Annotated in this window: 18 protein-coding genes and 2 pseudogenes; 9 read left to right on the plus strand and 11 right to left on the minus strand. The window is 63.2% G+C overall.

All coding sequences use genetic code 11. From position 1 onward, the window contains the following. Nucleotides 1-18: 18 nt before the first annotated feature. The 5 genes and pseudogenes from lpxD (at nt 19) to lpxB (ending at nt 4,445) form a co-directional block, all read left to right on the plus strand. Nucleotides 19-1,077, plus strand: a complete 1,059-nt coding sequence (gene lpxD / locus EOB59_RS07730) for a UDP-3-O-(3-hydroxymyristoyl)glucosamine N-acyltransferase (RefSeq protein WP_027036658.1) — start codon at nt 19-21, stop codon at nt 1,075-1,077. After that, nucleotides 1,070-1,537 carry a 3-hydroxyacyl-ACP dehydratase FabZ gene (gene fabZ / locus EOB59_RS07735; RefSeq protein ID WP_127327354.1) on the plus strand — a complete coding sequence of 156 codons (468 nt, stop codon included), beginning with the start codon at nt 1,070-1,072 and terminating at the stop codon, nt 1,535-1,537. Before lpxD ends, fabZ begins: the two co-directional genes overlap by 8 nt. A gap of 13 nt (nt 1,538-1,550) precedes the next feature. Then, nucleotides 1,551-2,384 (plus strand): acyl-ACP--UDP-N-acetylglucosamine O-acyltransferase, encoded by an 834-nt coding sequence (lpxA, locus tag EOB59_RS07740; protein ID WP_127810460.1) that lies wholly within the window; start codon nt 1,551-1,553, stop codon nt 2,382-2,384. Further along, nucleotides 2,371-3,273, plus strand: coding sequence for an LpxI family protein (locus tag EOB59_RS07745; protein ID WP_245486561.1), 903 nt, complete (start codon nt 2,371-2,373; stop codon nt 3,271-3,273). The genes lpxA and EOB59_RS07745 overlap by 14 nt, the downstream gene beginning before the upstream one ends. Next, nucleotides 3,266-4,445, plus strand: a pseudogene (lpxB, locus tag EOB59_RS07750) (lipid-A-disaccharide synthase). Before EOB59_RS07745 ends, lpxB begins: the two are co-directional and overlap by 8 nt. A 68-nt stretch (nt 4,446-4,513) precedes the next feature. On the opposite strand, the gene gltA reads toward lpxB, so the two are convergent. Together gltA and gltX are read right to left on the minus strand one after the other, a co-directional pair. Further along, the gene (gene gltA, locus EOB59_RS07755) at nt 4,514-5,842 is read right to left on the minus strand and encodes a citrate synthase (protein WP_127270290.1); all 1,329 of its coding nucleotides are present in this window, start codon (nt 5,840-5,842) and stop codon (nt 4,514-4,516) included. Nucleotides 5,843-6,027: 185 nt separating this feature from the next. Further along, nucleotides 6,028-7,452 (minus strand): glutamate--tRNA ligase, encoded by a 1,425-nt coding sequence (gltX, locus tag EOB59_RS07760; protein ID WP_128288094.1) that lies wholly within the window; start codon nt 7,450-7,452, stop codon nt 6,028-6,030. A gap of 102 nt (nt 7,453-7,554) precedes the next feature. Between gltX and EOB59_RS07765 the strand changes: the two genes are divergently transcribed. Continuing rightward, nucleotides 7,555-10,017, plus strand: coding sequence for a ComEC/Rec2 family competence protein (locus EOB59_RS07765; protein ID WP_127810455.1), 2,463 nt, complete (start codon nt 7,555-7,557; stop codon nt 10,015-10,017). Here EOB59_RS07765 and lexA read toward each other — a convergent pair. From lexA to EOB59_RS07785, 4 genes and pseudogenes are all read right to left on the minus strand, one after another. Beyond that, on the minus strand, nt 10,011-10,751 hold the full coding sequence (gene lexA, locus EOB59_RS07770) for a transcriptional repressor LexA (protein WP_127272195.1): 741 nt from the start codon (nt 10,749-10,751) through the stop codon (nt 10,011-10,013). The genes EOB59_RS07765 and lexA overlap by 7 nt on opposite strands. A gap of 409 nt (nt 10,752-11,160) precedes the next feature. Continuing rightward, on the minus strand, nt 11,161-12,408 hold the full coding sequence (gene kynU, locus EOB59_RS07775; protein ID WP_127810454.1) for a kynureninase: 1,248 nt from the start codon (nt 12,406-12,408) through the stop codon (nt 11,161-11,163). A gap of 71 nt (nt 12,409-12,479) precedes the next feature. After that, nucleotides 12,480-13,316 carry a tryptophan 2,3-dioxygenase gene (gene kynA, locus EOB59_RS07780; RefSeq protein WP_127397045.1) on the minus strand — a complete coding sequence of 279 codons (837 nt, stop codon included), beginning with the start codon at nt 13,314-13,316 and terminating at the stop codon, nt 12,480-12,482. Beyond that, nucleotides 13,313-14,939: pseudogene (locus tag EOB59_RS07785) on the minus strand (AMP-binding protein). Before EOB59_RS07785 ends, kynA begins: the two are co-directional and overlap by 4 nt. Before the next feature lie 310 nt (nt 14,940-15,249). On the opposite strand from EOB59_RS07785, the gene EOB59_RS07790 reads away from it, so the two are divergent. Beyond that, nucleotides 15,250-16,080, plus strand: a complete 831-nt coding sequence (locus EOB59_RS07790) for an alpha/beta hydrolase (RefSeq protein WP_128288095.1) — start codon at nt 15,250-15,252, stop codon at nt 16,078-16,080. 49 nt (nt 16,081-16,129) lie between these two features. Here the strand turns inward: EOB59_RS07790 and glp are convergent, their stop codons facing one another. From glp to EOB59_RS07815, 5 genes are read right to left on the minus strand one after another with little or no spacing between them, the layout of a single operon-like run. Continuing rightward, entirely contained in the window at nt 16,130-17,335 is a 1,206-nt protein-coding gene (glp, locus tag EOB59_RS07795; RefSeq protein WP_127810451.1) for a gephyrin-like molybdotransferase Glp, read from the minus strand. After that, entirely contained in the window at nt 17,335-17,817 is a 483-nt protein-coding gene (gene moaC, locus EOB59_RS07800) for a cyclic pyranopterin monophosphate synthase MoaC (protein WP_128288096.1), read from the minus strand. Before moaC ends, glp begins: the two co-directional genes overlap by 1 nt. Before the next feature lie 2 nt (nt 17,818-17,819). Beyond that, nucleotides 17,820-18,632 (minus strand): indole-3-glycerol phosphate synthase TrpC, encoded by an 813-nt coding sequence (trpC, locus tag EOB59_RS07805; RefSeq protein WP_128288097.1) that lies wholly within the window; start codon nt 18,630-18,632, stop codon nt 17,820-17,822. A gap of 10 nt (nt 18,633-18,642) precedes the next feature. Further along, nucleotides 18,643-19,653, minus strand: coding sequence for an anthranilate phosphoribosyltransferase (trpD, locus tag EOB59_RS07810; RefSeq protein ID WP_127397779.1), 1,011 nt, complete (start codon nt 19,651-19,653; stop codon nt 18,643-18,645). Then, the gene (locus EOB59_RS07815) at nt 19,650-21,542 is read right to left on the minus strand and encodes a SurA N-terminal domain-containing protein (RefSeq protein WP_128288098.1); all 1,893 of its coding nucleotides are present in this window, start codon (nt 21,540-21,542) and stop codon (nt 19,650-19,652) included. Before EOB59_RS07815 ends, trpD begins: the two co-directional genes overlap by 4 nt. Before the next feature lie 145 nt (nt 21,543-21,687). Here EOB59_RS07815 and tpiA point away from each other — a divergent pair, with 145 nt between their 5' ends. Next, nucleotides 21,688-22,455 carry a triose-phosphate isomerase gene (gene tpiA, locus EOB59_RS07820; protein WP_128288099.1) on the plus strand — a complete coding sequence of 256 codons (768 nt, stop codon included), beginning with the start codon at nt 21,688-21,690 and terminating at the stop codon, nt 22,453-22,455. Between the two features lie 171 nt (nt 22,456-22,626). Then, a partial coding sequence (gene secG / locus EOB59_RS07825) for a preprotein translocase subunit SecG (protein ID WP_128288105.1) occupies nt 22,627-22,991 on the plus strand: 365 nt, incomplete at its 3' end.

Below are 22,991 nucleotides of genomic sequence, written 5' to 3' on the forward strand. Positions count from 1 at the left end.
CTGGATATAGCTTCTGGAATGACCGATCCGGTGTTCTTCGCGCCATCACGCCGGTATACGGCGGGCGAAGTCGCGAATCTGACCGGCTCGGTGCTCGTCGATTCCGGCCACTCCGATATTTCGATCGAAGCACTCGCGCCTGCCAGCGAGGGCGGCGAGAATGCGCTCGTCTTTGTCGATGGCAAGCGTAATTCCGCGCTGATGCCGTCGTTGCGGGCAGCCGCGGTCCTGTGCCCGGCGGAATTTGCCGGCAAGGCGCCGGCAAGCGTTGCCGTTCTCATTCATCCGCGTCCGCAACAGGCCTTCGCGCTGATCGGGCGTCTGCTGTTTCCGAGGGCGGCGACACCAGGGCCAATGACCAGCGAAACCGGCGTCTCGCCGCACGCTCACGTCGATGCGACCGCGCATGTCGAAGCCGGTGCCGTCATCGAGGCCGGCGCGGTGATCGGGCCAGGTGCTTCGATCGGCAGCGGCACCGTCATCGCCCCAAATGCGGTTATTGGACAATCCTGCCAGATCGGCCGCGACGGCTATGTCGGTCCAGGAGCCAGCATCCAGTATGCCTTGATCGGCAATCGCGTCATCATTCATGGCGGCGCGAGGATAGGCCAGGATGGTTTTGGGTTCGTCGGCGGGGCCAAGGGGCCTGAGCGCGTGCCGCAGATCGGCCGTGTCGTTATCCAGGACGACGTCGAGATCGGCTCCAACACCACCGTCGATCGCGGCGCCATGTCCGATACGATCATCGGCCAGGGCACCAAGATCGACAATCTCGTGCAGATCGCCCATAACGTCCGCATCGGCCGCAATTGCATAATAGCGGGGCTTTCGGGTATTTCGGGATCCGTGGTGGTGGGTGACAATGTCACCATGGGCGGCGGCGTCGGGCTTGCGGATCACCTGACCATTGGGACAGGGGCCAAGCTTGCCGCCAGAAGTGGATTTATGAGCAATGTCCCTGCAGGCGAGATCTGGGGCGGCTATCCGGCACAGCCGATGGCGGAAGCCATGCGGGAGATAGCCATGCTGCGCAAGCTCGCCAGGACCCGCAAACAGGGCGAGGGAGGCAATGGCTGACATGATCGCGTCGACGACGCTGGAGGCGGTCGACATTATGGGGCTGATGAAGCTCCTGCCGCACCGCTATCCGTTCCTGATGATCGATCGTATCGTCGACATCGATGGCGACGAATCCGCCATCGGCATCAAGAACGTGACCATAAACGAGCCGCATTTTCAGGGCCATTTCCCTGAGCAGCCGGTCATGCCGGGTGTGCTCATCGTCGAGGCGATGGCGCAGACGGCCGGCGCCATCTGTATCCGCAGCCTGGGTACCGAAAAGCCGTCGCTGGTCTATTTCCTGACCATCGACAACGCCAAATTCCGCAAACCGGTGGTTCCCGGCGACCAGTTGAAGATCCATGTCAAGAAAATCAAGAAACGCGGCAACCTGCTCAAATTCGCTTGTGAAGCCATGGTCGACGGCGCCAAGGCGGCCGAGGCCGAGATTTCAGCCATGATGGTCACCAGCGACTGACGATCGAGTGCTTATGAAAATCAAGACATCCATTCATGCTTCCTCCATTGTCGAGGAAGGCGCCCAAATCGGCCAAGGTGCACGCATCGGGCCGTTCTGCCATGTCGGTGCCGATGTGGTGATCGGCGACGACGTCGAACTGGTCAGTCATGTCTCGGTGATGGGCGCGACGTCGATCGGCGCCTCGACCAAGGTCTATCCGATGGCGACATTGGGCGCACCGCCGCAGAACACCAAGCACAAGGGCGGTCGCACCACCTTGGTCATCGGCAGGAACTGCACGATCCGCGAAGGCGTGACCATGCATCTCGGCACCGATTCCAGCCGCGGCGAGACGACGGTCGGCGACAATGGCAATTTCCTTGCCTACGCCCATATCGCCCATGATTGCGTCGTCGGCAACAATGCGACGTTCGCCAATGGCGCAACGCTGGGCGGCCACTGCGAGGTCGGCAACAATGTCTATATCGGCGGCCTGACCGCAGTGCATCAGTTTGTCCGCATCGGCGACAACGCCTTTCTCGGCGGCTGCTCCGCGATCGTCGGCGATGTCATCCCCTTTGCCATAGCGGTCGGCAACCGCGCCAGCCTACGCGGCCTCAACATCATCGGCCTCAAGCGCTCCGGCCTGCCAAGGTCCGAAATCCTTGTGCTGCGCAAGGCTTACAGGATGATCTTCGATCGTTCCCGCACCGTTGGCGAGAACATCGAGTTCGCCAAGGCGGAGTTCGCGTCGTCGCCGACCGCCATGAAGATCATCGATTTCATCACCAGTCGCGGCAAGCGGCACTATGCTGTGCCGTCGCTCAAGGGCGGCGATGGCGACGATGTCGATGACGAAGACTGAGACAGCGGCTGCGCGTCTTGATCTTCCGCCGGGCTCCAGGGTCGGCATCATTGCCGGCGGCGGCAGTCTGCCGGTCGAAGTCGCGGCCGGTTCGGCTGAACAAGGTTATCCGCCCTTCGTCATCCTGATGGAAGGCGAGGTGGACCGCATCGCGGAACTCTCCCGATACGATCACGAAAGCCTCGCTCTGGAAGGTATAGGCTCGCTCGTCCCTTTGCTGCGGCGGCACCGGATCACCCATCTGGTGCTTGCAGGCGAGATCAAGCGCCGGCCGCGATTGCTTGCGCTGCGCCCCAGTCTCAGCCTGCTCGCGGTGATTCCTTTGGTCGTCATGGCGCTCGCGCGTGGCGACGATGGTCTTCTGAAGGTCTTGGCACGAGGCCTCGAAGCGCGCGGAGTAAAGGTCGTTGGCGCCCACGAAGTAGTGCCGAATCTTGTCGCCGCCGAAGGCGTGCTGACCAAGGCCGAACCGCGAAAATTGGACTGGCGCGATATTGAGGCAGGCCTTGCGGCAGCAAAGGCCATCGGGGCGCTGGATGTCGGCCAGGCGGCGATCGCGGTTGGCGGCCGGGCAATCGCGCTGGAAGGCATCGAAGGAACAGCCGGCCTGCTTGATCGTGCGAAGCTGCTGCGCGGCCACGGCCGTATTGCGGGCAAGACCCGCGGCGTCCTCGTCAAGTGCGCCAAGCCCGGTCAGGAACTGCGCGCCGATCTTCCATCCATCGGTCCGCAGACGATCGAGGCAGCGCACGCGGCCGGACTCGCCGGCATTGCCGTCGAGGCGGGACGCTCGCTGATCCTCGAAGGTCCTGAAACCATCGCGCGCGCCAATGCACTCGGCCTGTTCGTCCTTGGCCTGCGTGCCGCCACGGAGCCGCGCAATGGCTGACAGGGCATTGAAGATCGCAATCGTTGCCGGAGAGGAGTCCGGCGACCTGCTCGGTGCCGACATAGTGCGCTCGCTCAGCCAGGCTGTGGGGCGCGAGGTGCAACTCGTCGGCCTCGGCGGCCGTCATTTGCAGGCGCTGGGACTGGTCTCGCCATTCGATGCCGGCGAGATCGCCCTCATGGGGTTCAGCGCCGTTCTGCGCGACCTGCCGCGCCTGATGCGGCGGATCAGCCAACTGGCCAAGACCGTTGCCGACGAAAAGCCGGACTGCATGGTCACCATCGACAGTCCGGACTTTTCGTTGCGCGTCGCCAAAAAGGTGCGTGCGGCCAACCCGTCGATTCCGATCATCCACTATGTCTGCCCGAGCGTGTGGGCGTGGCGGCCGGGCAGGGCGGTGGCGATGAAGCCCTATGTCGACCACATCCTCTGCATCCTGCCTTTCGAGGTCAAGGAGCTCGAGCGGCTCGGCGGGCCACCGGGCACCTATGTTGGGCATCGCCTGACCCACGATGCGGGTTTGCTGGCCGCAGCCAAGGCGCAGGAACTACCGCGCGACCTTTCTCCTGATCGCGTCAAGACCCTGCTCGTCCTGCCCGGTTCGCGGCGTGGCGAGGTACGGCGGCTGCTCGAGCCCGTTCGGCGAGACGGTGTCGATTCTGCATGCGCGTGGCCACCGCCTGCGGCTGCTGCTGCCGACCGTTCCGCATGTCGCCGAGCTCGTCAAATCCTCGGTCAACCGCTGGGATGAAAAGCCTGAGATCATCGTCGATTCCCAGCGCAAATGGCAGGCTTTCGGCAAAGCCGATGCGGCGCTGATCGCGTCCGGGACGGTATCGCTGGAACTGGCGCTGGCCGGCGTGCCGATGATTTCCTGCTACAGGCTCGACCCGGTCGCGCGGGTCTTGGCGCCGTACCTCGTTTCCGTCTGGTCGGCGCTGCTGCCCAATCTGATATCGGATCGAGCGCTTATTCCGGAATTCTACGACGGCTACATCAAGCCGAACAATCTGGCCCGGCAATTGGAAGCCCTGTTCGCCGACAGCGGCATGCGCGCCTGGCAGAAGAATGGATTTGCAGAGATCACGCGGCGCATGGCGACGGATAGACCGTCCGGCGAGATCGCCGCGCAGGTGGTGATGCGGTATGTCAAGAGAGGGAATAGTCAGTAGGGAGTAGGGAAGTTGACCGTGCCTACTGCCTACTGCCTACTGCCTACTGCCCGATCCCTACTCCCAATTCACCGCTTGGCGATCGGCACGTAGTCACGCTCGGGTGCGCCGGTATAGAGCTGACGAGGGCGGCCGATCTTCTGGCGCGGATCCTCGATCATCTCTTTCCACTGCGCGATCCAGCCGACGGTGCGGGCGACCGCGAACAGCACGGTGAACATGGTGGTGGGGAAGCCCAGCGCCTTCAGCGTGATGCCGGAATAGAAGTCGACATTCGGGTAGAGCTTCTTCTCGATGAAATAGGGATCGGTCAGCGCGATCTTTTCCAGTTCCATGGCGATGTCGAGCAGCGGATCGTCCTTGATGCCGAGCTCGCCCAGAACCTCATGCGCCGTCTTCTGCATGATCTTGGCGCGCGGATCGTAGTTCTTGTAGACGCGGTGGCCGAAGCCCATCAGCCGGAACGGATCGTTCTTGTCCTTGGCGCGGGCGATGAATTCGGGGATGTGATCGACATGGCCGATCTCACCAAGCATGTTGAGCGCCGCTTCATTGGCGCCGCCATGCGCAGGCCCCCACAGGCAGGCGATGCCGGCGGCGATGCACGCAAACGGATTGGCGCCCGACGAGCCGGCGAGACGCACGGTCGAGGTCGAGGCGTTCTGCTCGTGGTCGGCGTGCAGGATGAAGATGCGCTCCATGGCGCGCGCCAGCACCGGGTTGATCTTGTATTCCTCGCACGGCACGGCAAAGCACATGTGCAGGAAGTTGGCGGCGAAGTTCAGTTCGTTCTTCGGGTAAATGAACGGCTGGCCGATGTGGTATTTGTAGGCCATCGCCGCGATCGTTGGCATCTTGGCGATCAGCCGCATGGAGGCAACCATGCGCTGGTAGGGGTCGGAGATGTCGGTGGAGTCGTGGTAGAAGGCCGACAGCGCGCCGACCACGCCGCACATCACCGCCATCGGGTGCGCGTCGCGGCGGAAGCCGGTGAAAAAGCGCGACATCTGCTCATGCACCATGGTGTGGCGCGTCACGCGATAGTCGAAGTCGTCCTTCTGCGCCTTGGTCGGCAGTTCGCCGTAAAGCAGGAGATAGCAGACTTCGAGGAAGTCGCCATGTTCGGCCAACTGGTCGATCGGATAGCCGCGGTGCAGCAGGATGCCGGCGTCGCCGTCGATGAAGGTGATTTCGGACTCGCAGCTTGCCGTCGAGGTGAAGCCGGGATCGTAAGTGAAGGCGCCGGTGGTTGAGTAGAGCGAGGCGATGTCGATGACATCAGGCCCGACCGAACCACTTCGCACCTTGAATTCATGGGTCTTGCCGGCGAATGCAAGCGTTGCCGTGGCCTCCTGGGTCTTGCCGCCCAAATCCATTTTTTTCGCAGCTTCGGTCATTGCAAACTCCTTCTTGTTTCCTCATGCCGGCAAAGGCAAAATTCTGCAGAGCGACACGTCGAAAATCACCGCAATGCGCGTATTCGCCACCGCATTTCAGGAGGTGCGTGCCAGATTGGGCCAAGGCCTAATGTTGCACTGCGAAACCCGCCTTTCAATGCCAATCTTCTTGGGCCAGTTTGCTCCTAATCGATTTGATCTGAGATGCGCGCCAGGCTTTCCTCGCGGCCGAGCACGGCGAGCACATCGAACACGCCCGGCGAGGTGCTTTTGCCGGTCAACGCAGCGCGCAAAGGCTGGGCCACCGCGCCGAGCTTGTGACTGCCGGCCGCTGCCACCTCGCGTATCGCCGCCTCCGCCGAGGCGGCTGTCCAGTCACTCGCAAGCCCGTTCAAAGCTTCGTGAGCACTGCGCAGGATCTTGCGGGCATCGTCGGTAAGCAGAAGGGCCGCCTTGTCGTCGATCGGCAGGGGGCGCGTGGCGAACAGGAAGGCCGCGCCATCGACGAGCTCGACCAGCGTCTTGGCGCGCTCCTTCAGGCCCGGAAGCGCTGCCAGCAACTGCGCCTTGGTGCTGTCGTTCAGGCGCGCGGCGATCGCCGGGCCGCCTTCGAGATAGGGCAGGGTAGCGATGAAGATGTCGAACAGTTCGGCATCGCTCATGCGGCGCATATGCGCGCCGTTGATCGCCTCCAGCTTGGCGAAGTCGAAGCGCGCCGCACCCTTGTTGACATCGCCGATATCGAACCAGGAAATCATGTCCTTGATCGACATGATCTCGTCGTCGCCATGGCTCCAGCCGAGGCGCGCCAGGTAGTTGAGCAGCGCCTCCGGCAGGTAGCCCATGGCGCGATAGGCCTCGACGCCAAGCGCGCCGTGCCGCTTCGACAGCTTGGCGCCATCGGCGCCGTGGATCAGCGGGATATGCGACATGGACGGCACGTTCCAGCCCATGGCGTTGTAGATCACGGTCTGGCGAGCGGCGTTGGTCAGATGATCGTCGCCGCGAATGATATGGGTGACTCCCATATCATGATCATCGACGACGACGGCATGCATGTAAGTGGGATTGCCGTCAGAACGCAGGATGATGAAGTCATCGAGATCCTTGTTGGGAAAGCGCACCTCGCCCTGGACACGGTCATGGACGATGGTCTCGCCTTCGGTCGGCGCCTTGATACGAATGGCGCCCTTGACGCCTGCGGGCGCCTCAGAGGGGTCGCGGTCGCGCCAGCGGCCGTCATAGCGGGGCGGCAGCCCCTTGGCTCTGGCAGCCTCGCGCATGGCCTCCAGTTCGGCCGGCGTGGCATAGCAATAATACGCCTTGCCCTTGCGCACGAGCTCCTCAGCCACCTCGCGGTGGCGCGGCGCACGCTCGAACTGCGACACCGGCTCGCCGTCCCAGCTCAGGCCAAGCCAGGAAAGCCCGTCGAGGATGGCAGCCGTCGCGGCTTCATTGGAGCGTTCGCGGTCGGTGTCCTCGATGCGCAGCAGCATCGTGCCGCCAGTGTGCTTCGCATACAGCCAGTTGAACAGCGCCGTGCGCGCGCCGCCTATGTGCAGATAGCCGGTGGGCGAAGGGGCAAAACGGGTGACGACCTTGTCGGACATGGAACTCTCGGAAACCATCTGAAGCGGGGTGCGGTTGCGCGGGCTTTCGCGCGCCCGGCGTTCATGTAGCATAGGGTGTCGAGGGCGCAAGGGGCAGACCCGATGGCTGGACGAGGCTGGGGCTCGGATCAGGGCGAGGACGCTGCCATCGGCGTCAGCGAACGGTCCCTGTTTGCGCCTCGGCCAGCCCCATTACCGCCGCCATCGCCCCTTGTGCCGGATCCCGGCAAGGCGCCCTTGCAAGCGGATGTCGCCGCCTCTGTTCCTGTTGCCGAAACCGGCAGGATCGTTCGCGTGCGCCGGCAAATCAGCCTGACATCACTGCCTCGCCTGCGCCACAGCGTGAACACGGCGGCGAGCCTGGAACTCGACCGGGGCGTGGCCTTCCTGCTGGTGCCGGTCTGCCTGGCGATCGGAGCGATCGGCTATTTTTCGCTGACGGCTGAACCCGACTTTGCGAGACCTGTCGCGGTTGTCATCTTGACGGGGATTTGTGCGCTGGTCTCGCGCTCATGGCCAAAGACCCATCTGTGTTTCATGGCGGCGCTTTTGTGCGCCCTAGGACTGCTTGCTGCCAAGGTCGAGACGTGGCGTGCGGGCACACAAATGTTGGGCTCGGAAATCTCGACGCAGGTGACCGGCCGCGTCGTCTCGCTCGACCGGATGGAAACTGGCCGTATCCGGCTGACCATCGACGTGACATCGACCGCAAGACCGAAACTGCGCTATGCGCCGGAACGGGTGCGGCTTTCGGCACGCAAGATCCCGGCTGACGTGACCGCAGGCTCCCTCATCACTGGATATGCCAAGCTTTTGCCGCCGACCGGGCCGGTGCGGCCGGACAGCTATGATTTCTCCTTCGACAGCTATTTTGCCGGCATCGGCGGCAGCGGGTTCTTTCTCGGCAACCCCAAGCTTGTCGTCAGCGATGGTGGCGACATGTCGCTGCCGGCCCGAATTTCCTCTAGCGTGGAAAATGCCCGCGAGGCCATCGCCGACCATATCAGGGCGAGCGTCGGCGGCGCCGAAGGCGAGATCGCCGCGGCGCTGATCGTCGGCGTGCGCGCCGGCATTCCCGATGACATCAATGAGGCGATGCGACGTACCGGCATCTACCACATCATCTCGATTTCGGGACTGCACATGGCGCTGGTCGCAGGCACCATCATGGGCTTGCTGCGCGGCGCCTTCGCGTTGTTTCCCGACTTTTCCGCGCGTCGCCCGGTCAAGAAGTATGCCGCCGTCGCCGCACTGTTCTCGATCGCGGCCTATCTCATCATCTCTGGAGTCGTCGTTGCCGCCGAGCGCAGCTTCATCATGCTGGCGGTGATGCTGATTGCCGTGCTGTTCGATCGAGCAGCACTCACCATGCGCAATCTGGCGATCTCGGCGATCGCCGTCATCGTGGTGTCGCCGCATGAGGTGGTCGGCCCGAGTTTTCAGATGTCGTTCGCCGCGACCGCGGCTCTGGTCGGCGCCTATGCCGGCTGGGCCGTTCACCGCGCGGGAAAAGCAAGACCGCCGCCCCCAAAGCGATCCATGCCCGGTTTCCTGACGCGAAAGTTCGTGCTCGCGGCAACCGGCCTTGCCATGACCTCCATCATCGCCGGCAGCGCCACGACGCTGTTTGCCATCTGGCATTTTCAGCGTGTGTCGCCGCTCAGCCTGTTCGCCAATCTGGCGGTTATGCCGATCGTCACCGTCGTCATGTTCCTGGCTGTCGCAAGCGCGCTGCTGATGCCTTTCGGATTGGATTGGCCGGCCCTCTACCTGATGGGCAAGGGTCTGACGGTGATGATCGCCATATCGGGTTGGATCTCCGAACGTTCGCCTGTCGATGCGGTTGGGCTGATTTCGCAGCAATCTGTCCTGCTGGTGACAATTGCCCTAGTCATCGCGACAATGGCGACAACTTGGCTGCGGCTCGCTGCTCTGCCATTCGCGCTGGCAGGCTTGCTGACCGTCTCGGATACGCGCACGCCGGATGTGCTGATCTCGGAGGACGCCCGACTGGTTGCCTTGCCGATCGGCGGTGGCGAACTCGCCGTCAGCCGCGCTCGGCCGAACGAATTCACCGTCGACAACTGGAAACGCGCACTAATATCCGAAACCATCGTCGTGCCGGAGGTGTTCGACAAGGGCGACGGGCAATTCGACGTCGCGGATGCCGTTGAGCTACCGCCGGGATCGCCGTTCTATTGCACCTCAGGCGTCTGCGTGGCCAGGCACACGTCCGGTGCGATCATTGCCTATGTCGAGGACCGCAAGGACACCTGGAAAGCCTGCGGTTTCGCCGAGCTGATCGTCATCAATGACGCCACCGCGTATGACGCCTGTCACAACCCGCTGGTTCTCGTCATCACCAAGCGGCAACTGGCTCGCAAAGGCAGTGCCGCGATCTTCTTCGATCGCCAATCGGCGACCACGCCGGCGACGATCAGCTTCGCCGTGGACAGCCCATACCGGCCCTGGCATGCGCAACGCAAATTCTCGCGCGAGGCGAGGGGGCTGCCACCCTTCAAGAGACCCGAGAAGCCAGTGGCTGAAACGCAGCCGCCTCAGTAGCGGCGGATCAGGCCAACGAGCTTGCCTTGCACCTTGACCCTGTCCGGCCCGAAAATACGGGTTTCATAGGCTGGATTGGCGGCTTCGAGAGCAATCGAAGCGCCCTTGCGGCGGAACCGCTTCAGCGTCGCTTCCTCTTCATCGACCAGCGCCACGATGATCTCGCCGGGGTTCGCCGTGTCGGCATTGCGGATGATGACGGTGTCGCCGTCGAAGATACCGGCCTCGATCATCGAGTCGCCCTTGACCTCCAGCGCATAGTGGGCACCGCCCATGATCATGTCCGGCGGCACCGAGATCGAATGCGTCTGATGCTGGATGGCATCGATCGGCACACCGGCGGCGATACGGCCCATGACCGGGATCGACACGGCGGAGACCGCATCGTCATCATTGCCGGGCGAGGGCATCCGCGAAGGCGCCGGCTTGATCTGCCGGCCAAGGGCACCACCCTGACCGAGACTGCCCTGGATGACGCTTGGCGAAAACTTCTTTGCCGCGTTGAGGCCGGGCGCGATCGAGTCCGGCAATCGCAGCACTTCCAGCGCGCGTGCCCGGTTGGGCAACCGGCGAATAAAGCCGCGCTCCTCAAGTGCGGTGATCAGCCGATGAATCCCGGATTTGGAGGCAAGGTCGAGCGCCTCCTTCATCTCGTCGAAGGATGGCGGAATGCCGCTCTCCTTCAGGCGTTCATGGATGAACATCAGCAGTTCATGTTGCTTGCGTGTCAGCATGGCGGCCCCCAGATTACCTGAAACCAGAATCGAAAAACAAACCCAGAACAAACACTATCTGTTCCAGTTGTGTTCTGCAACCGTTTAAAGTTTAATGAATTTGTTAAGGCTGCTGAAATTATTTGGGCTTGCCAGCGGGTCGCGATCGACAGGCGCCAACCACGGCAATGCGCCTGCTCACATTGAAATCATTATGGTTAATGACCTGTGGCTCATCCTCGACCCAAGGCTTGGCATCATCTGCCGATCGACCTCCACAAGGGACGCTATCAATCTTCGGGACGTTCGTTTGCCGTGAACGAAACGGAGCCAAAACGCCAACGTCTGTTGGCATTTGTGGCTGGAATTCAGCCCTCCGTCATCCGCCGGGCAGTGAGGGCGGCGACGGCAAATCGCGGAGATCGTTGCGTCAGGTAACGGCTTCCTTGACGGCGAAACGCTGGTCCTTCCATGCGCCCGTGCGCAGAATATCCTCCAGCACCTCAACCGCCAGCCACACATCCTTGTAGCCGACATAGAGCGGCGTGAAGCCGAAACGGATGGTCGATGGCGCGCGAAAATCACCGATGACGCCGCGCTCGATCAGCGCCCGCATGATTTGATAGCCGTGATCGTGAAGGAACGACACCTGGCTGCCGCGCCTGGTCGCGTCGCGGGTGGTCTCCAGCGTGAGGCCATAGGCGCCGCACTTTGCTTCGACGAGCTGGATGAACAGTTCCGTCAGCGCGACGCTCTTTTTTCGCAATGCCGCCATGTCGACGTCGTTCCAGATGACAAGCGCGCCTTTGAGCGCCCGCATCGACAGGACCGGCTGGGTGCCGCACAGAAAGCGGCGGATACCGGTGCCGGCAACATACCCCCGTTCGAAGGCAAAGGGCCGCGCATGGCCCCACCAGCCGCTGAGCGGCTGGCTGATATCGCCGTGATGGCGCTGCGCGGCATAGATGAAGGCCGGTGCGCCCGGACCGCCGTTGAGGTACTTGTAAGTGCAGCCGATGGCGAAATCGGCATTTGCCTGATCGAGCTCGACGGGCAGGGCGCCGGCGGTGTGGCATAGATCCCAGACGATCAGCGCTCCGGCCGCATGAGCCTTGCGCGTCAGCGCCGCCATGTCGCGCAGTTCACCCGATTTGTAGTTGACGTGGTTGACCAGCACCACCGCGACGTTTTCGTCGATCAGCTCTTCGATGGTGGGCGCGTCGACGCCCGCGAGGCGCAGCAGGACGCCGTCCCGTGTCGAGGCCACCCCTTCGGCGATGTACAGGTCGGTGGGGAAACTGTCACCCTCGGCGACGATGACCGACCGGCCCGGCCGCATCTCCAGCGCCGCATGCAGCACCTTGTAGATGTTGGTCGACGTCGTGTCGCAGACGACGGTCTGGCCGGCCGCGGCTCCAATCAGGCGTCCGAGTTGATCGCCGAGTTCGATCGGCATCTCGAACCATCCGGCCGTATTCCAGGCTCGGATGAGGTCCTGGGCCCATTCCTGGGTTGCCGCCTGCTGCAGCTCGCCGAAAACGGCATGAGACGCTGCCCCCAGTGAATTGCCGTCGAGATAGATCACCCCCTCCGGCAGAATGAAACGGTCGCGCATGGCCCGCAGCGGATCTGTGGCATCCATCGCTTCGACTGCGGCGAGATCAGGAAATCCACTCATGGTCAGTCAGTCCCCGGTTGTTCGCGAAGGGTGTTCCGCCGCCGCGCGTCGCTGTTTTCATTTCGACGATGTCAGAGCCGGGTGCGGACCGTCCACAGTTCCGGGAACAGCACCACCTCGAGCATCTTCTTCAGATACGAAGCACCCGACGTGCCGCCGGTGCCGCGTTTCAGACCGATGATGCGCTCAACCGTGGTGACGTGGTTGAAGCGCCAGCGGCGGAAATAATCCTCGAAGTCGACCAGCTTCTCTGCCAGTTCGTAGAACATCCAGTAGCGCTGCGGATCGCGGTAAATGGTTTGCCAGGCGACCAGCACCTCTTCATTCTCGGTTCGCGTCTCACGCCAGCCCGTGCGCTTGGCATCGGCACCGATGTCGAATCCGTTGCGCGCAAGCAGCAGCAGCGCTTCGTCGTAGAGCGATGGTTCGGTCAGGATCGCTTCCAGCTTTCCGCTCAGGTCGGGCCGGTGCTTGTGCGGCCCGAGCATGGCCAGGTTGCGGTTGCCGGCCATGAACTCGATGGCGCGATACTGCCAGGACTGGAAACCCGAGGACTGGCCGAGCGCGTCGCGGAACTCGGTGTATTCGCTCGGCGTCATCGTCCGCAGCACATCCCAGGCATTGTTCAGCTGCTCGAAGATCCGCGCAACGCGCGACAGCATCTTGAAGCTCGGCTCGAGCCGGTCGGCGCGGATGGAACGGATCGCGGCGCCGATCTCGTGCAGAGCGAGCTTCATCCAGAGTTCGGAGGTCTGATGCTGGATGATGAACAGCATCTCGTCATGCGCCGATGACAGCGGCGTTTGGGCCTCCAGCACTTTCTCCAGGTGCAGGTAGTCGCTGTAGGACATGCGCTCCTTGAACGACATCTGGGCGCCTTCGGACGCCGGATCGTATGGCTCGCTCAATCGATTTTCTCCGTGCGCAGCCGGAAGCGCTGGATCTTGCCGGTCTGGGTCTTGGGCAGGGCGGCGATGAATTTTACCGATCGCGGATATTTATAGGGCGCGATCATTGCCTTGACATGGTCCTGCAGGCGCTTGGTGGTGAGGGCGTCGGGCGCGACGCCCTGCACCAGCACTGACATGCGCCTCGACGATCTGGCCGCGCTCGGCGTCCTCGGCGCCAATGACAGCGCATTCGGCGACGTCCGGGTGCGCCAGCAGCGCCGCCTCGACCTCGGGACCGGCGATGTTGTAGCCGGCGCTGACGATCATGTCGTCGGAGCGTGCGGCGAAATGGAAGAAGCCTTCCTCGTCCTGCGTGAAGGTATCGCCGGTGAGGTTCCAGCCGTCGCGCACGTATTCCTTCTGCCTGTCATCGGCCATGTAGCGGCAGCCGGTCGGTCCGCGCACCGCAAGCCTGCCGGTCGCGCCGCGTGGCACCTCGCGCATCTCGTCATCGACGACGCGCGCCTCGTAGCCGCCCACCGGCTTTCCGGTCGACGCGGGCTTCATGTCGTCAAAACGGTTGGAGATGAAAATGTGCAGCATCTCGGTGGCTCCGATGCCGTCGAGGATCGGCTTTCCGGTCTTTTGTGTCCACTCTTCGAAAACGGGAGCAGGCAAGGTTTCGCCGGCCGAAACGGCGACGCGCAGCGATGACAGGTCCGCTCCTTCATCCATGGCCTTCAGCATGGCGCGGTAGGCAGTCGGCGCGGTGAAAGAGATCGTCGCTTTGTAGGTCTCGATGATGTGGATCATGTTGGGTGGCGTCGCCTGCTCCAGCAGCGTCGCCGCCGCACCGAAGCGCAGCGGGAAGATGGCGAGTCCGCCAAGGCCGAAGGTGAAGGCCAGCGGCGGCGAGCCGACGAAGATGTCGTCCGGCGTCACCTCCAGGATTTCGCGGGCGTAGGCGTCGGCGATGATCAGCAGGTCGCGGTGAAAATGCATCGTCGCCTTCGGAACGCCTGTTGTGCCCGAGGTGAAGCCGAGCAGGGCAACATCGTCGCGGCCGGTGTCGACTGCGGTGAACGTCACCGGCTTGTCGAGAGCGGCACGATCGAGTTCAGCATCATGGTTGGCGGTGCCGTCGAAACCGATGACCTGCTTGAGGAATGCGCTGTCCTTGGCGCAGGCGGTCATCTCGTCCATCAGCCTGGTGTCGCAGAGCGCGACGGTGATTTCCGCTTTGTCGACGATCTTGGCGAGTTCGCCGGCGCGCAGCATCGGCATGGTGTTGACGACCACGGCGCCAACCTTGGTGGCGGCCAGCCAGCAGGCGACCATTGCGGGGTTGTTGGCCGAACGGATCAGCACCCGGTTGCCCGGCTCGACCCCATAATTCTCGACCAGCGCGTGGGCCAGCCTGTTCGTCCAGTCGGACAGTTCCTTGTAGGTGCGGCGGCGGCCATTGCCGATCAGCGCGGTGTGGTCGCCCAGGCCTTTCTCGACCAGCCTGTCGGTCAGTTCGACACCGGCGTTGAGGCGTTCGGGATAGTCGAAGCCGTCGAGCAGGATTTCAGGCCATTGCTCCGGCGGCGGCAGGTGATCGCGCGTGAACGTGTCGATATGCGCTGAAGGCCCAAGCATGTCGCCGCTCTCCTGTCTGCTGGACGGCCAGTGCGCGAGGCGCCTGACCAGTGATCTGAAGGTCCTGCTTTTTTTGAGGAGGCTTCGTGCCGCAAGTCGCGCCTTGCTCGACGCCACCCGAACGGGGTGACCATTTGCAGGCTTCGGGCAGCACAGCAGACCTCCCATTGTCGGCTGTTCGTGCGGGCAGGATCGCACCAGTCGAAATTTGTTTCAAGCCTAAAATGTTTTTGCCCTAGAGCATTGACGCATGGCGTGGCGGTGGCCATTGCTAGCGGAACAGCGATGCCGTTTTTGGGGAAGGGCGCAGATGTTCGAACGTCACATCGTCGATTGGGATGATGCCTATGCCAACGGTGCGAATATCGCCGGCAGCGACCGATGGCCGGCCGCGTGGGTGGAGCCTGCGCAAGCGTTTCGTGACGCACTCTCGGCGCAGGGCCGGGCACGGCTCGACATCACCTATGGCGATGGGCGACGCAATCGGCTCGATCTCTTCCTCCCCAGCGCCACGCCCAAAGGGTTGGTGGTGTTCATCCATGGCGGTTACTGGAAGGCGTTCGACAAGAGTTTCTGGTCGCATCTCGCCAATGGTGCGGTCAGCAGCGGCTTTGCCGTGGCGATGCCGTCCTACACGCTGTGCCCGGACTTACGCATCGCCGGCATCGTCCAGGAGATCGGCGTGGCGATCGGCAAGGCGGCGGCAATGGTCGACGGGCCGCTGATGCTGACCGGACATTCGGCCGGCGGCCATCTTGCCAGCCGGATGGTGACGACAACCACGCCTCTGGCGGACGATGTGGCGCGGCGCGTGCGCCATGTCGTTTCGATTTCGGGTGTCCACGATCTGCGTCCGATCATGCGCACCGAGATGAACGCGATTCTGGCCATCGACGAGGCCGAGGCGTTGGCGGAAAGCCCGGCACTGTTGCGGCCCATGGATGGTGTCCGCATCACCTGTTGGGCCGGTGGTGGCGAGCGCGCCGAGTTCCTGCGTCAGAACGCCTTGCTTGCCAACATCTGGACGGGCCTCGGTGCTGCAACCAGCACCGTGGTCGAGCCCGACCGGCATCATTTCAGCATTGTCGACGGCCTTGCCGATCCGGCCCACCCACTGAGCCGCGCCTTGATATCGGGCTAGCACCGAGATCATTTTCCATTTTTTTATTAATGGTTTGTCTTGTTCTGCTTCAGCGCAGCATCAGTACGCTGCAGGCCTCGCCAGCAGCTGCTGCGGGGGCAAACGGCGCCCGCACGATCAGCCCGTTGGCGTCGGCCAGCATTCTCAGCATCGAGGAATCCTGGATACCGAACGGCGTCGCCACCAGCACGCCGTCATCTTCCCTGACCACGGCTCGGACGTAGTCCTGGCGCAGATCATTGGCCGGCATGGCGGCACCCAACCGCGCCGGACGAATGTCCTGGCGATGATTGCGGCCGCCGAGCCGCGCCAGCAGCGGCTTCAGGAACAATTGCGAGCAGACCAGGCTTGCCACCGGATTGCCGGGCAGGCCGATGCACCTGATATCGCCGAGGCGGCCGAACATCAGCGGCTTGCCAGGACGCATGGCGATCTTCCAGAAGCCGAGCGTCATGCCTTCGCCGGTCAGCACGTCGTGGATCAGGTCGTGATCGCCGACCGAGGCGCCACCAAGCGTCACAATGACATCCGCACCGGCCGCGACCGCTTTTTGCACCAGTTCGGCGATAGCATCCTTGCGATCGGCGGCAATGCCGAGATCGAGCGCGCGGGCGCCGACCGAGTGTGCGGTGGCGGCGACGCCATAGGCATTCGATGAAATGATCTGGTCCGGGCCGAGATCGCTGCCCGGCGGCAGCAATTCGTCGCCGGTGGCGATAATGGCGACCAGCGGCCGTTTCACCACGCTGACCCGAGGATGGTTGGCCGATGCTGCCAGCGACAGTGCCGCCGGGTCGAGCAAGCGGCCTTTTTCCAGCAGCATGTCGCCTGTTGAAAAATCGAGCCCGATGCGGCGGATATTGCGCCATTGCGCCGTTGGCTCGGTCACTTCGATTTCGCCGCCGCCGAGATCGCGGACATTCTCCTGGATGACGATGGTGTCGGCGCCTTCGGGCAGCGGCGCGCCGGTGAAGATGCGCACGGCCTGCGTCTGGCCGACCGTGCCGTCGAAGCCACGCCCAGCCGGCGCCATGCCGATCACCGACAGCCTGGATGGGACCGACGTGACGTCGGCGGCGCGCGCTGCATAGCCGTCCATGGCGGAAGCATTGAAAGGCGGCTGGGTGCGAAGTGCCACGACCGGTTCCGCCAGAACACGATCCACAGCCTCGAACAGGGGAACGCTTTCGCCGGCTAGAGGCGCCGCGCCATCAAGCAGGCGTTCAAGCGCCTCCGCGATAGGAACCAGCGCCATCAGGCGCTCGCCTTGTAGTCACCCGACTTGCCACCGGTCTTTTCGACCAGGCGGATGCCGGTGATGACCATGGCGCGGTCTACTGCTTTGGCCATGTCGTAGATGGTCAGGCAGGCGACCGAAGCGGCGGTCAGCGCTTCCATCTCGACACCCGTCTTGCCGGTGACGCGCGCCAGTGCGGTGACCTTCAGGCCGGGCAAAGCATGGTCGGGCTCGATGTCGACGGAAACCTTGGTCAAAAGCAGCGGGTGGCAGAGCGGGATCAGTTCATGCGTCTTCTTCCCCGCCATGATGCCGGCGATGCGCGCGGTGCCGAGCACATCGCCCTTCTTGGCGTTGCCGGCGAGGATCATCTTCAGCGTCTCGGGCTGCATCGCGACAAAGCCTTCGGCGATCGCCGTGCGCGTTGTTTCGTCCTTGTCGCCGACGTCGACCATGTTGGCCTCGCCCTGCGCGCCGAGATGGGTAAGGCCCGATACCATCGTCAGATGGCCTCGGCCAAAGCCTTGCCTGTCAGAAGCAGGCGCGTCGCCGCGGTGACGTCCTGTTGCCGCATCAGGCTCTCGCCGACAAGAAAAGTGCCGATGTCGCTCTTTTGCAGCCTGAGGCAGTCGTCATGCGAGAAAATACCGCTCTCGCTGACCAGCAAGCGGTCGGCCGGAACCATCGTCGCCAGCCGCATGGAAGTGTCGAGGCTGGTCTCGAATGTGCGCAGATTGCGGTTGTTGATGCCGATCAGCCGCGACGACAGTTTTAGCGCGCGCTGCGTCTCGGTCTCGTCGTGCACTTCGACCAGTGCATCCATGCCGAGTTCGAAGGCCGTCGCCTCGAGCTCGCTGGCCAGGACGTCGTCGACACTGGCCATGATGATCAGGATGGCATCCGCGCCCCAGGCGCGGGCTTCGTAGACCTGATACGGATCGAACAGGAAATCCTTGCGCAGCGCCGGCAGCGCGACGGCGGCTCGCGCCCAGGTGAGAAATTCGGGCGCACCCTGGAAGGACGGTGCATCGGTCAGCACCGAAAGACAGGCAGCACCACCCTTGGCATAGGCCTGCGCCAGCGCCGGTGGATCGAAATCGGCACGGATCAGACCCTTGGAAGGGCTCGCCTTCTTGATCTCGGCGATTAGCGCGAAGGCGCCGGATTTGCGCTTCGCTTCCAGTGCGGCAAGAAAGCCGCGCGGTGCGTCGGCGTCTTTTGCCCGGGCCTTGATTTCGGCCAACGGCACGCGTGCCTTTGCTGCCGCGATCTCGTCGCGCTTGTAGGCCTCGATCTTGCGAAGAATGTCAGACACGCTCTATCCGTTATCCGTTCGAAATCTCGACCAGCCTGTCGAGCACTTGCAGGGCACGGCCGCTATCGATGGCTTGCGCCGCCGCCGCGATGCCGTCGCCAAGCGTCGTCGCCTTGCCGGCCACAACCAGTCCGGCACCGGCGTTCATCAGCACGGTGTCGCGATAGGCGCCGGCGGCGCCGCCCAGCATATCGCGCAAGGCCTTGGCGTTGTAGTCCGCATCGCCGCCACGCAATTCGTCCTTGCTGTGGCGCGGCAACCCAACCGCTTCAGGGGTCAGGGTGAAGCTGCGGATCTCGCCGCCGATCAGTTCGGCAACCTGCGTCTCGCCGGTGGTGGTGATCTCGTCATAGCCGTCGCCATGGGCGACCCAGACATGCTCGGCACCCAGCGCCTTCAGCGTCTCGGCAACCGGCAGGATCCATTCCGGCAGGAACACACCGACCAGCTGCCGCTTGACGCCGGCCGGATTGGAGAGCGGCCCGAGCAGGTTGAAGATGGTGCGGGTGCCGAGTTCGACGCGGGTCGGGCCGACATGCTTCATCGCCGGATGGTGCGCAGGCGCGAACATGAAGCCAACGCCTGCCTCGTGGATGCAGCGGCCGATGAATTCGGGCGAGATATCGATCTTGACGCCGAGCGCAACCAGCACGTCGGCTGCCCCCGTCAACGATGACAGGCCGCGATTGCCGTGTTTGGCAACCGGCACGCCGCTGCCGGCAACGACGAAGGCCGATGCCGTCGAAATGTTGACGCTGTGAGAATTGTCGCCGCCGGTGCCGACGATGTCGATGGCGTCGGTGGGCGCGTCGACGTGCAGCATCTTGCCCCGCATGGTTGCGACGGCGCCTGAAATCTCGCTCACCGTCTCGCCGCGCACACGCAGCGCCATCAGGAAACCGCCGATCTGGCCGGGGGTCGCGTCACCCGACATGATGATGTCGAAGGCCTCGCGCGCTTCCTCGAAGGAAAGCGCGCTACCGGTCGCGATCTTGGCGATATGGGTTTTCAGCGCGCTCATCTTGTCGAGGCTTGGGCGACGGCGGCCTGGTCGATGCGAACGTCGTACTGCGTCTGCAACTGCGCCACCAACTGGTCGAGCAGGTCATCCGACATGCCGGAGGTGAAGGATTTCTGCGCGTCGTCCGGCACCGAACTGGCATCGGCTCCGGCGGGCTCGAACACTTCGGCGACCTTGTACAGGATCTGCCCGTCTCCGGTGGGTGAGGGGACCAAGCCGGTGCCGCCTTCGCCGACACCGAACATCGCTGCCGCACCCTCCTTACCGAAATCGACATCGTCAGCCTCACGCTTGACACCGCGCTTGGTCTGCTTTTCGAGCTTCAGTTCGCTGGCGATGACATCGAGCGTTGCGCCGGCCTTGAGCCGCTTTTCCAGTTCGTCAGCCTTGGCGGCCAGCCGCTTGCTTATTTCCGCCGCCGTCCAGTCGGCGACGACTTTTTGACGAACCTCATCCAGCGTGCGGTCGCGAGCCGGCGTGACGGACGCCACCTCATAGAAGACGAAGCCGTTGTCGGCTGTGGTCAAGGCATCGTTTTCCGTGTTGGGTTCGGCGTCGAAGACGGCTTTGATCAGCTCCGGCGATTGCGGCAGGTCCTTGACGATGGTTGCATCTGGCCGCAGTCCACTACGATCGATGGCGTCGATGGTGACGACCTTCAGCTTCAGCTTGGCCGCGGCCTCCGCCAGCGAACTGCCGGCGGCGCGGGTGTCATCGTAATTGTCGCGCACGTCCAGAAGGATGCGGCTTGCCTCGCCCAGCGCCAGATCCTTGCGGATCTGATCGGACACCTCGGCCAGTGGTTTCACCACCTCGGGCTTGATCTCGGTGACGCGCAGCAGCACCGGACCGAAGGCGCCTTGCACGACCTGACTGACTTCATTGGCGTTGAGCGAAAAGGCCGCGTCGGCGACCGCCTTGTCGGCGATCTTGTCCTTGGCAAGCGTGCCGAGCAACGTATCGGCCGGCGTCTTGCCTTCCGCCGTGACAAGCTTGTCGAAAGTGGCGCCGGCCTTGAGCGAATCGAGTGCGGCCTTGGCCGCATCCGGCGTCTTGAACACGAGCTGCTCGACGGTGCGCAGTTCCGGCGTGGTGTAACGCGCCTTGTTCTTGTTGTAGTCGTCGCTGACCTGGCTGTCGGTGACGGCGGTCGTATCCATGATGTCGACGGGTTCGAGGCGGACATAGGAAAATTTGCGGTATTCGGGTGCCGCATATGTCTTCTTGTTGGCTTCGAAATAGGCCGAGAGCACGCTATCGGACGGCGCCGCGATCGGCTCGACCAGTGCCTTGGGCAGCGTCAAATAGTCGATGGTGCGGTCTTCGCCGCGATAGAGCGCAACCGCCTTGAAGAAAGTGTCCGGAGCCTTGAGGCCATCCGAGACCGCCTCGACAATTTGCTGGCGCACGGCCACCTGGGCACGGTTCTTCAAATAGTCCTCGGGCCGCATGCCGATCTGCTGCAGCATATATTCGAACGTTCTGCGGTCGAACTGGCCGCCCGGGCCCTTGAAGGCTGGGTCCTCGCGTGTCAACTCGGCCAGCCGATCCTTGGAAAGTCCGAGGCCCAGCTTGCGGGCCTGTTCGTCGAGAACGGCACCAGAGACGAGCTGAGCCAACACCTGGTTGTCGACGCCGAGCGCCTTTGCCTGTTCGTGGCTGAGACGTTGGCCGAACTGTTGCGACATGACGGCGAGCTGGCGATCGTAGGCGAGACGGTATTCGTTGATCGATACTTTGGTGCCGCCGGCGGTTATCACCGAATCGTGGCCGGCAAGACCGCTCATCAGCTGTCCGGAAACGCCCCAGACCAAAAAGCTGAGCACCAGCAGCACCAACAGTCCCTTCGCGACCCAGGTGCCTGCCGCGTTTCTCAATATACCAAGCATTTTTACTTCCGATTTATGCGCATTTTCGCATGCGCCGAGTCTGAAACAAGCGCAATAGCGCCCTTCCGGCCCACTGTCGATTGCTTTGTGGCCTGATTTTGGTAGTGAGGGCCAGAGCCCCGATATCATCCGGAGAAGCAAACCCATGACGCCAGGAATTCGCCCGCTCGTCGCCGGCAACTGGAAAATGAACGGCACCAGCGCCTCCCTCAACGCGCTCCGGATGATCGGCAACGGTTTCATGAGCGGACTTGACGCAGAGACCGAAGCGCTGGTTTGCGTTCCCGCAACCCTGCTTGCTCACGCCGCGGAGATCCTGTCACGCACGCCGGTGCATGCCGGCGGTGAGGATTGCCATACCAAGGAGAGCGGCGCCTACACCGGCTGCATATCGGCGGAAATGCTCAGGGATGCCGGTGCGAGCCATGTCATCGTCGGCCATTCCGAATGCCGCGAGCAACGCGGCGAGGATGACGCCACTGTCCAGGCCAAGGCATCCGCCGCATGGCGTGCCGGGCTTGTTGCCATCATTTGCGTCGGCGAAACGCATGAACAGCGTGAAGCGGGCGCCACGCTGGACGTGCTGTCGCGGCAGGTCGATGGTTCGGTCCCGTCAAGCGCCACCCCATCCAACACCATCATTGCCTATGAGCCGGTATGGGCGATCGGCACCGGCTTGACGCCGACGGCCGGCGATGTGGCCGCAGCACATGCACATATCCGCGAAAAGCTGTCGGAAAAGCTCGGCGGCGTCGCGGCGAAGATGCGCATTCTCTACGGCGGCTCGGTCAAGCCCTCCAACGCGGTCGAACTGCTCGGCGTCAGGAATGTCGACGGCGCGCTGGTCGGCGGCGCCAGCCTGAAAGCGGCGGATTTTCTCGGCATCGCCGAGGCTTATCGCAATATTGCCTGAAGACATTCGCTCCGCCGGACAAGGGCTTCCGGTGCACGAAATCGTTGCAAAGGACGGGTTGCTTCCCATATTCCGGCCACGGGCTTGGAAATGCCGTCAAAGCATTGTATTGAGCCGCCTCCAATTCACCGGTCGTGTCCGCGGCCGGGCAAGGCCTTGCCAGGATAAACTATGGAAACCGTACTGATCGTCATCCATCTCATGGTCGTGCTCGCCCTTGTCGGCGTGGTGCTGCTGCAGCGTTCCGAAGGCGGCGGCCTCGGCATCGGTGGCGGATCCGGCTTCATGACCGCGCGTGGTGCTGCCAATGCCCTGACGCGTGCGACGGCGATCCTTGCGGCCGCCTTCTTCGCCACGTCACTGACCCTGTCGATCGTCGCCCGCTACGGCGAGAAGCCGATCGACATCCTCGACCGCGTGCCGGCGACGTCGGACGGTGCAGGCAAAGGCGTGCTCAACCAGTTGCCCGGCACGACCACCCCGGCGCCCGCCGGCAGCACCACGCCGACGCCGCCTTCCGGCAACGACGCTTCGGC

It is taken from the genome of Mesorhizobium sp. M7A.F.Ca.MR.176.00.0.0, from assembly GCF_004023165.1.
Classification (GTDB): Bacteria; Pseudomonadota; Alphaproteobacteria; order Rhizobiales; family Rhizobiaceae; genus Mesorhizobium.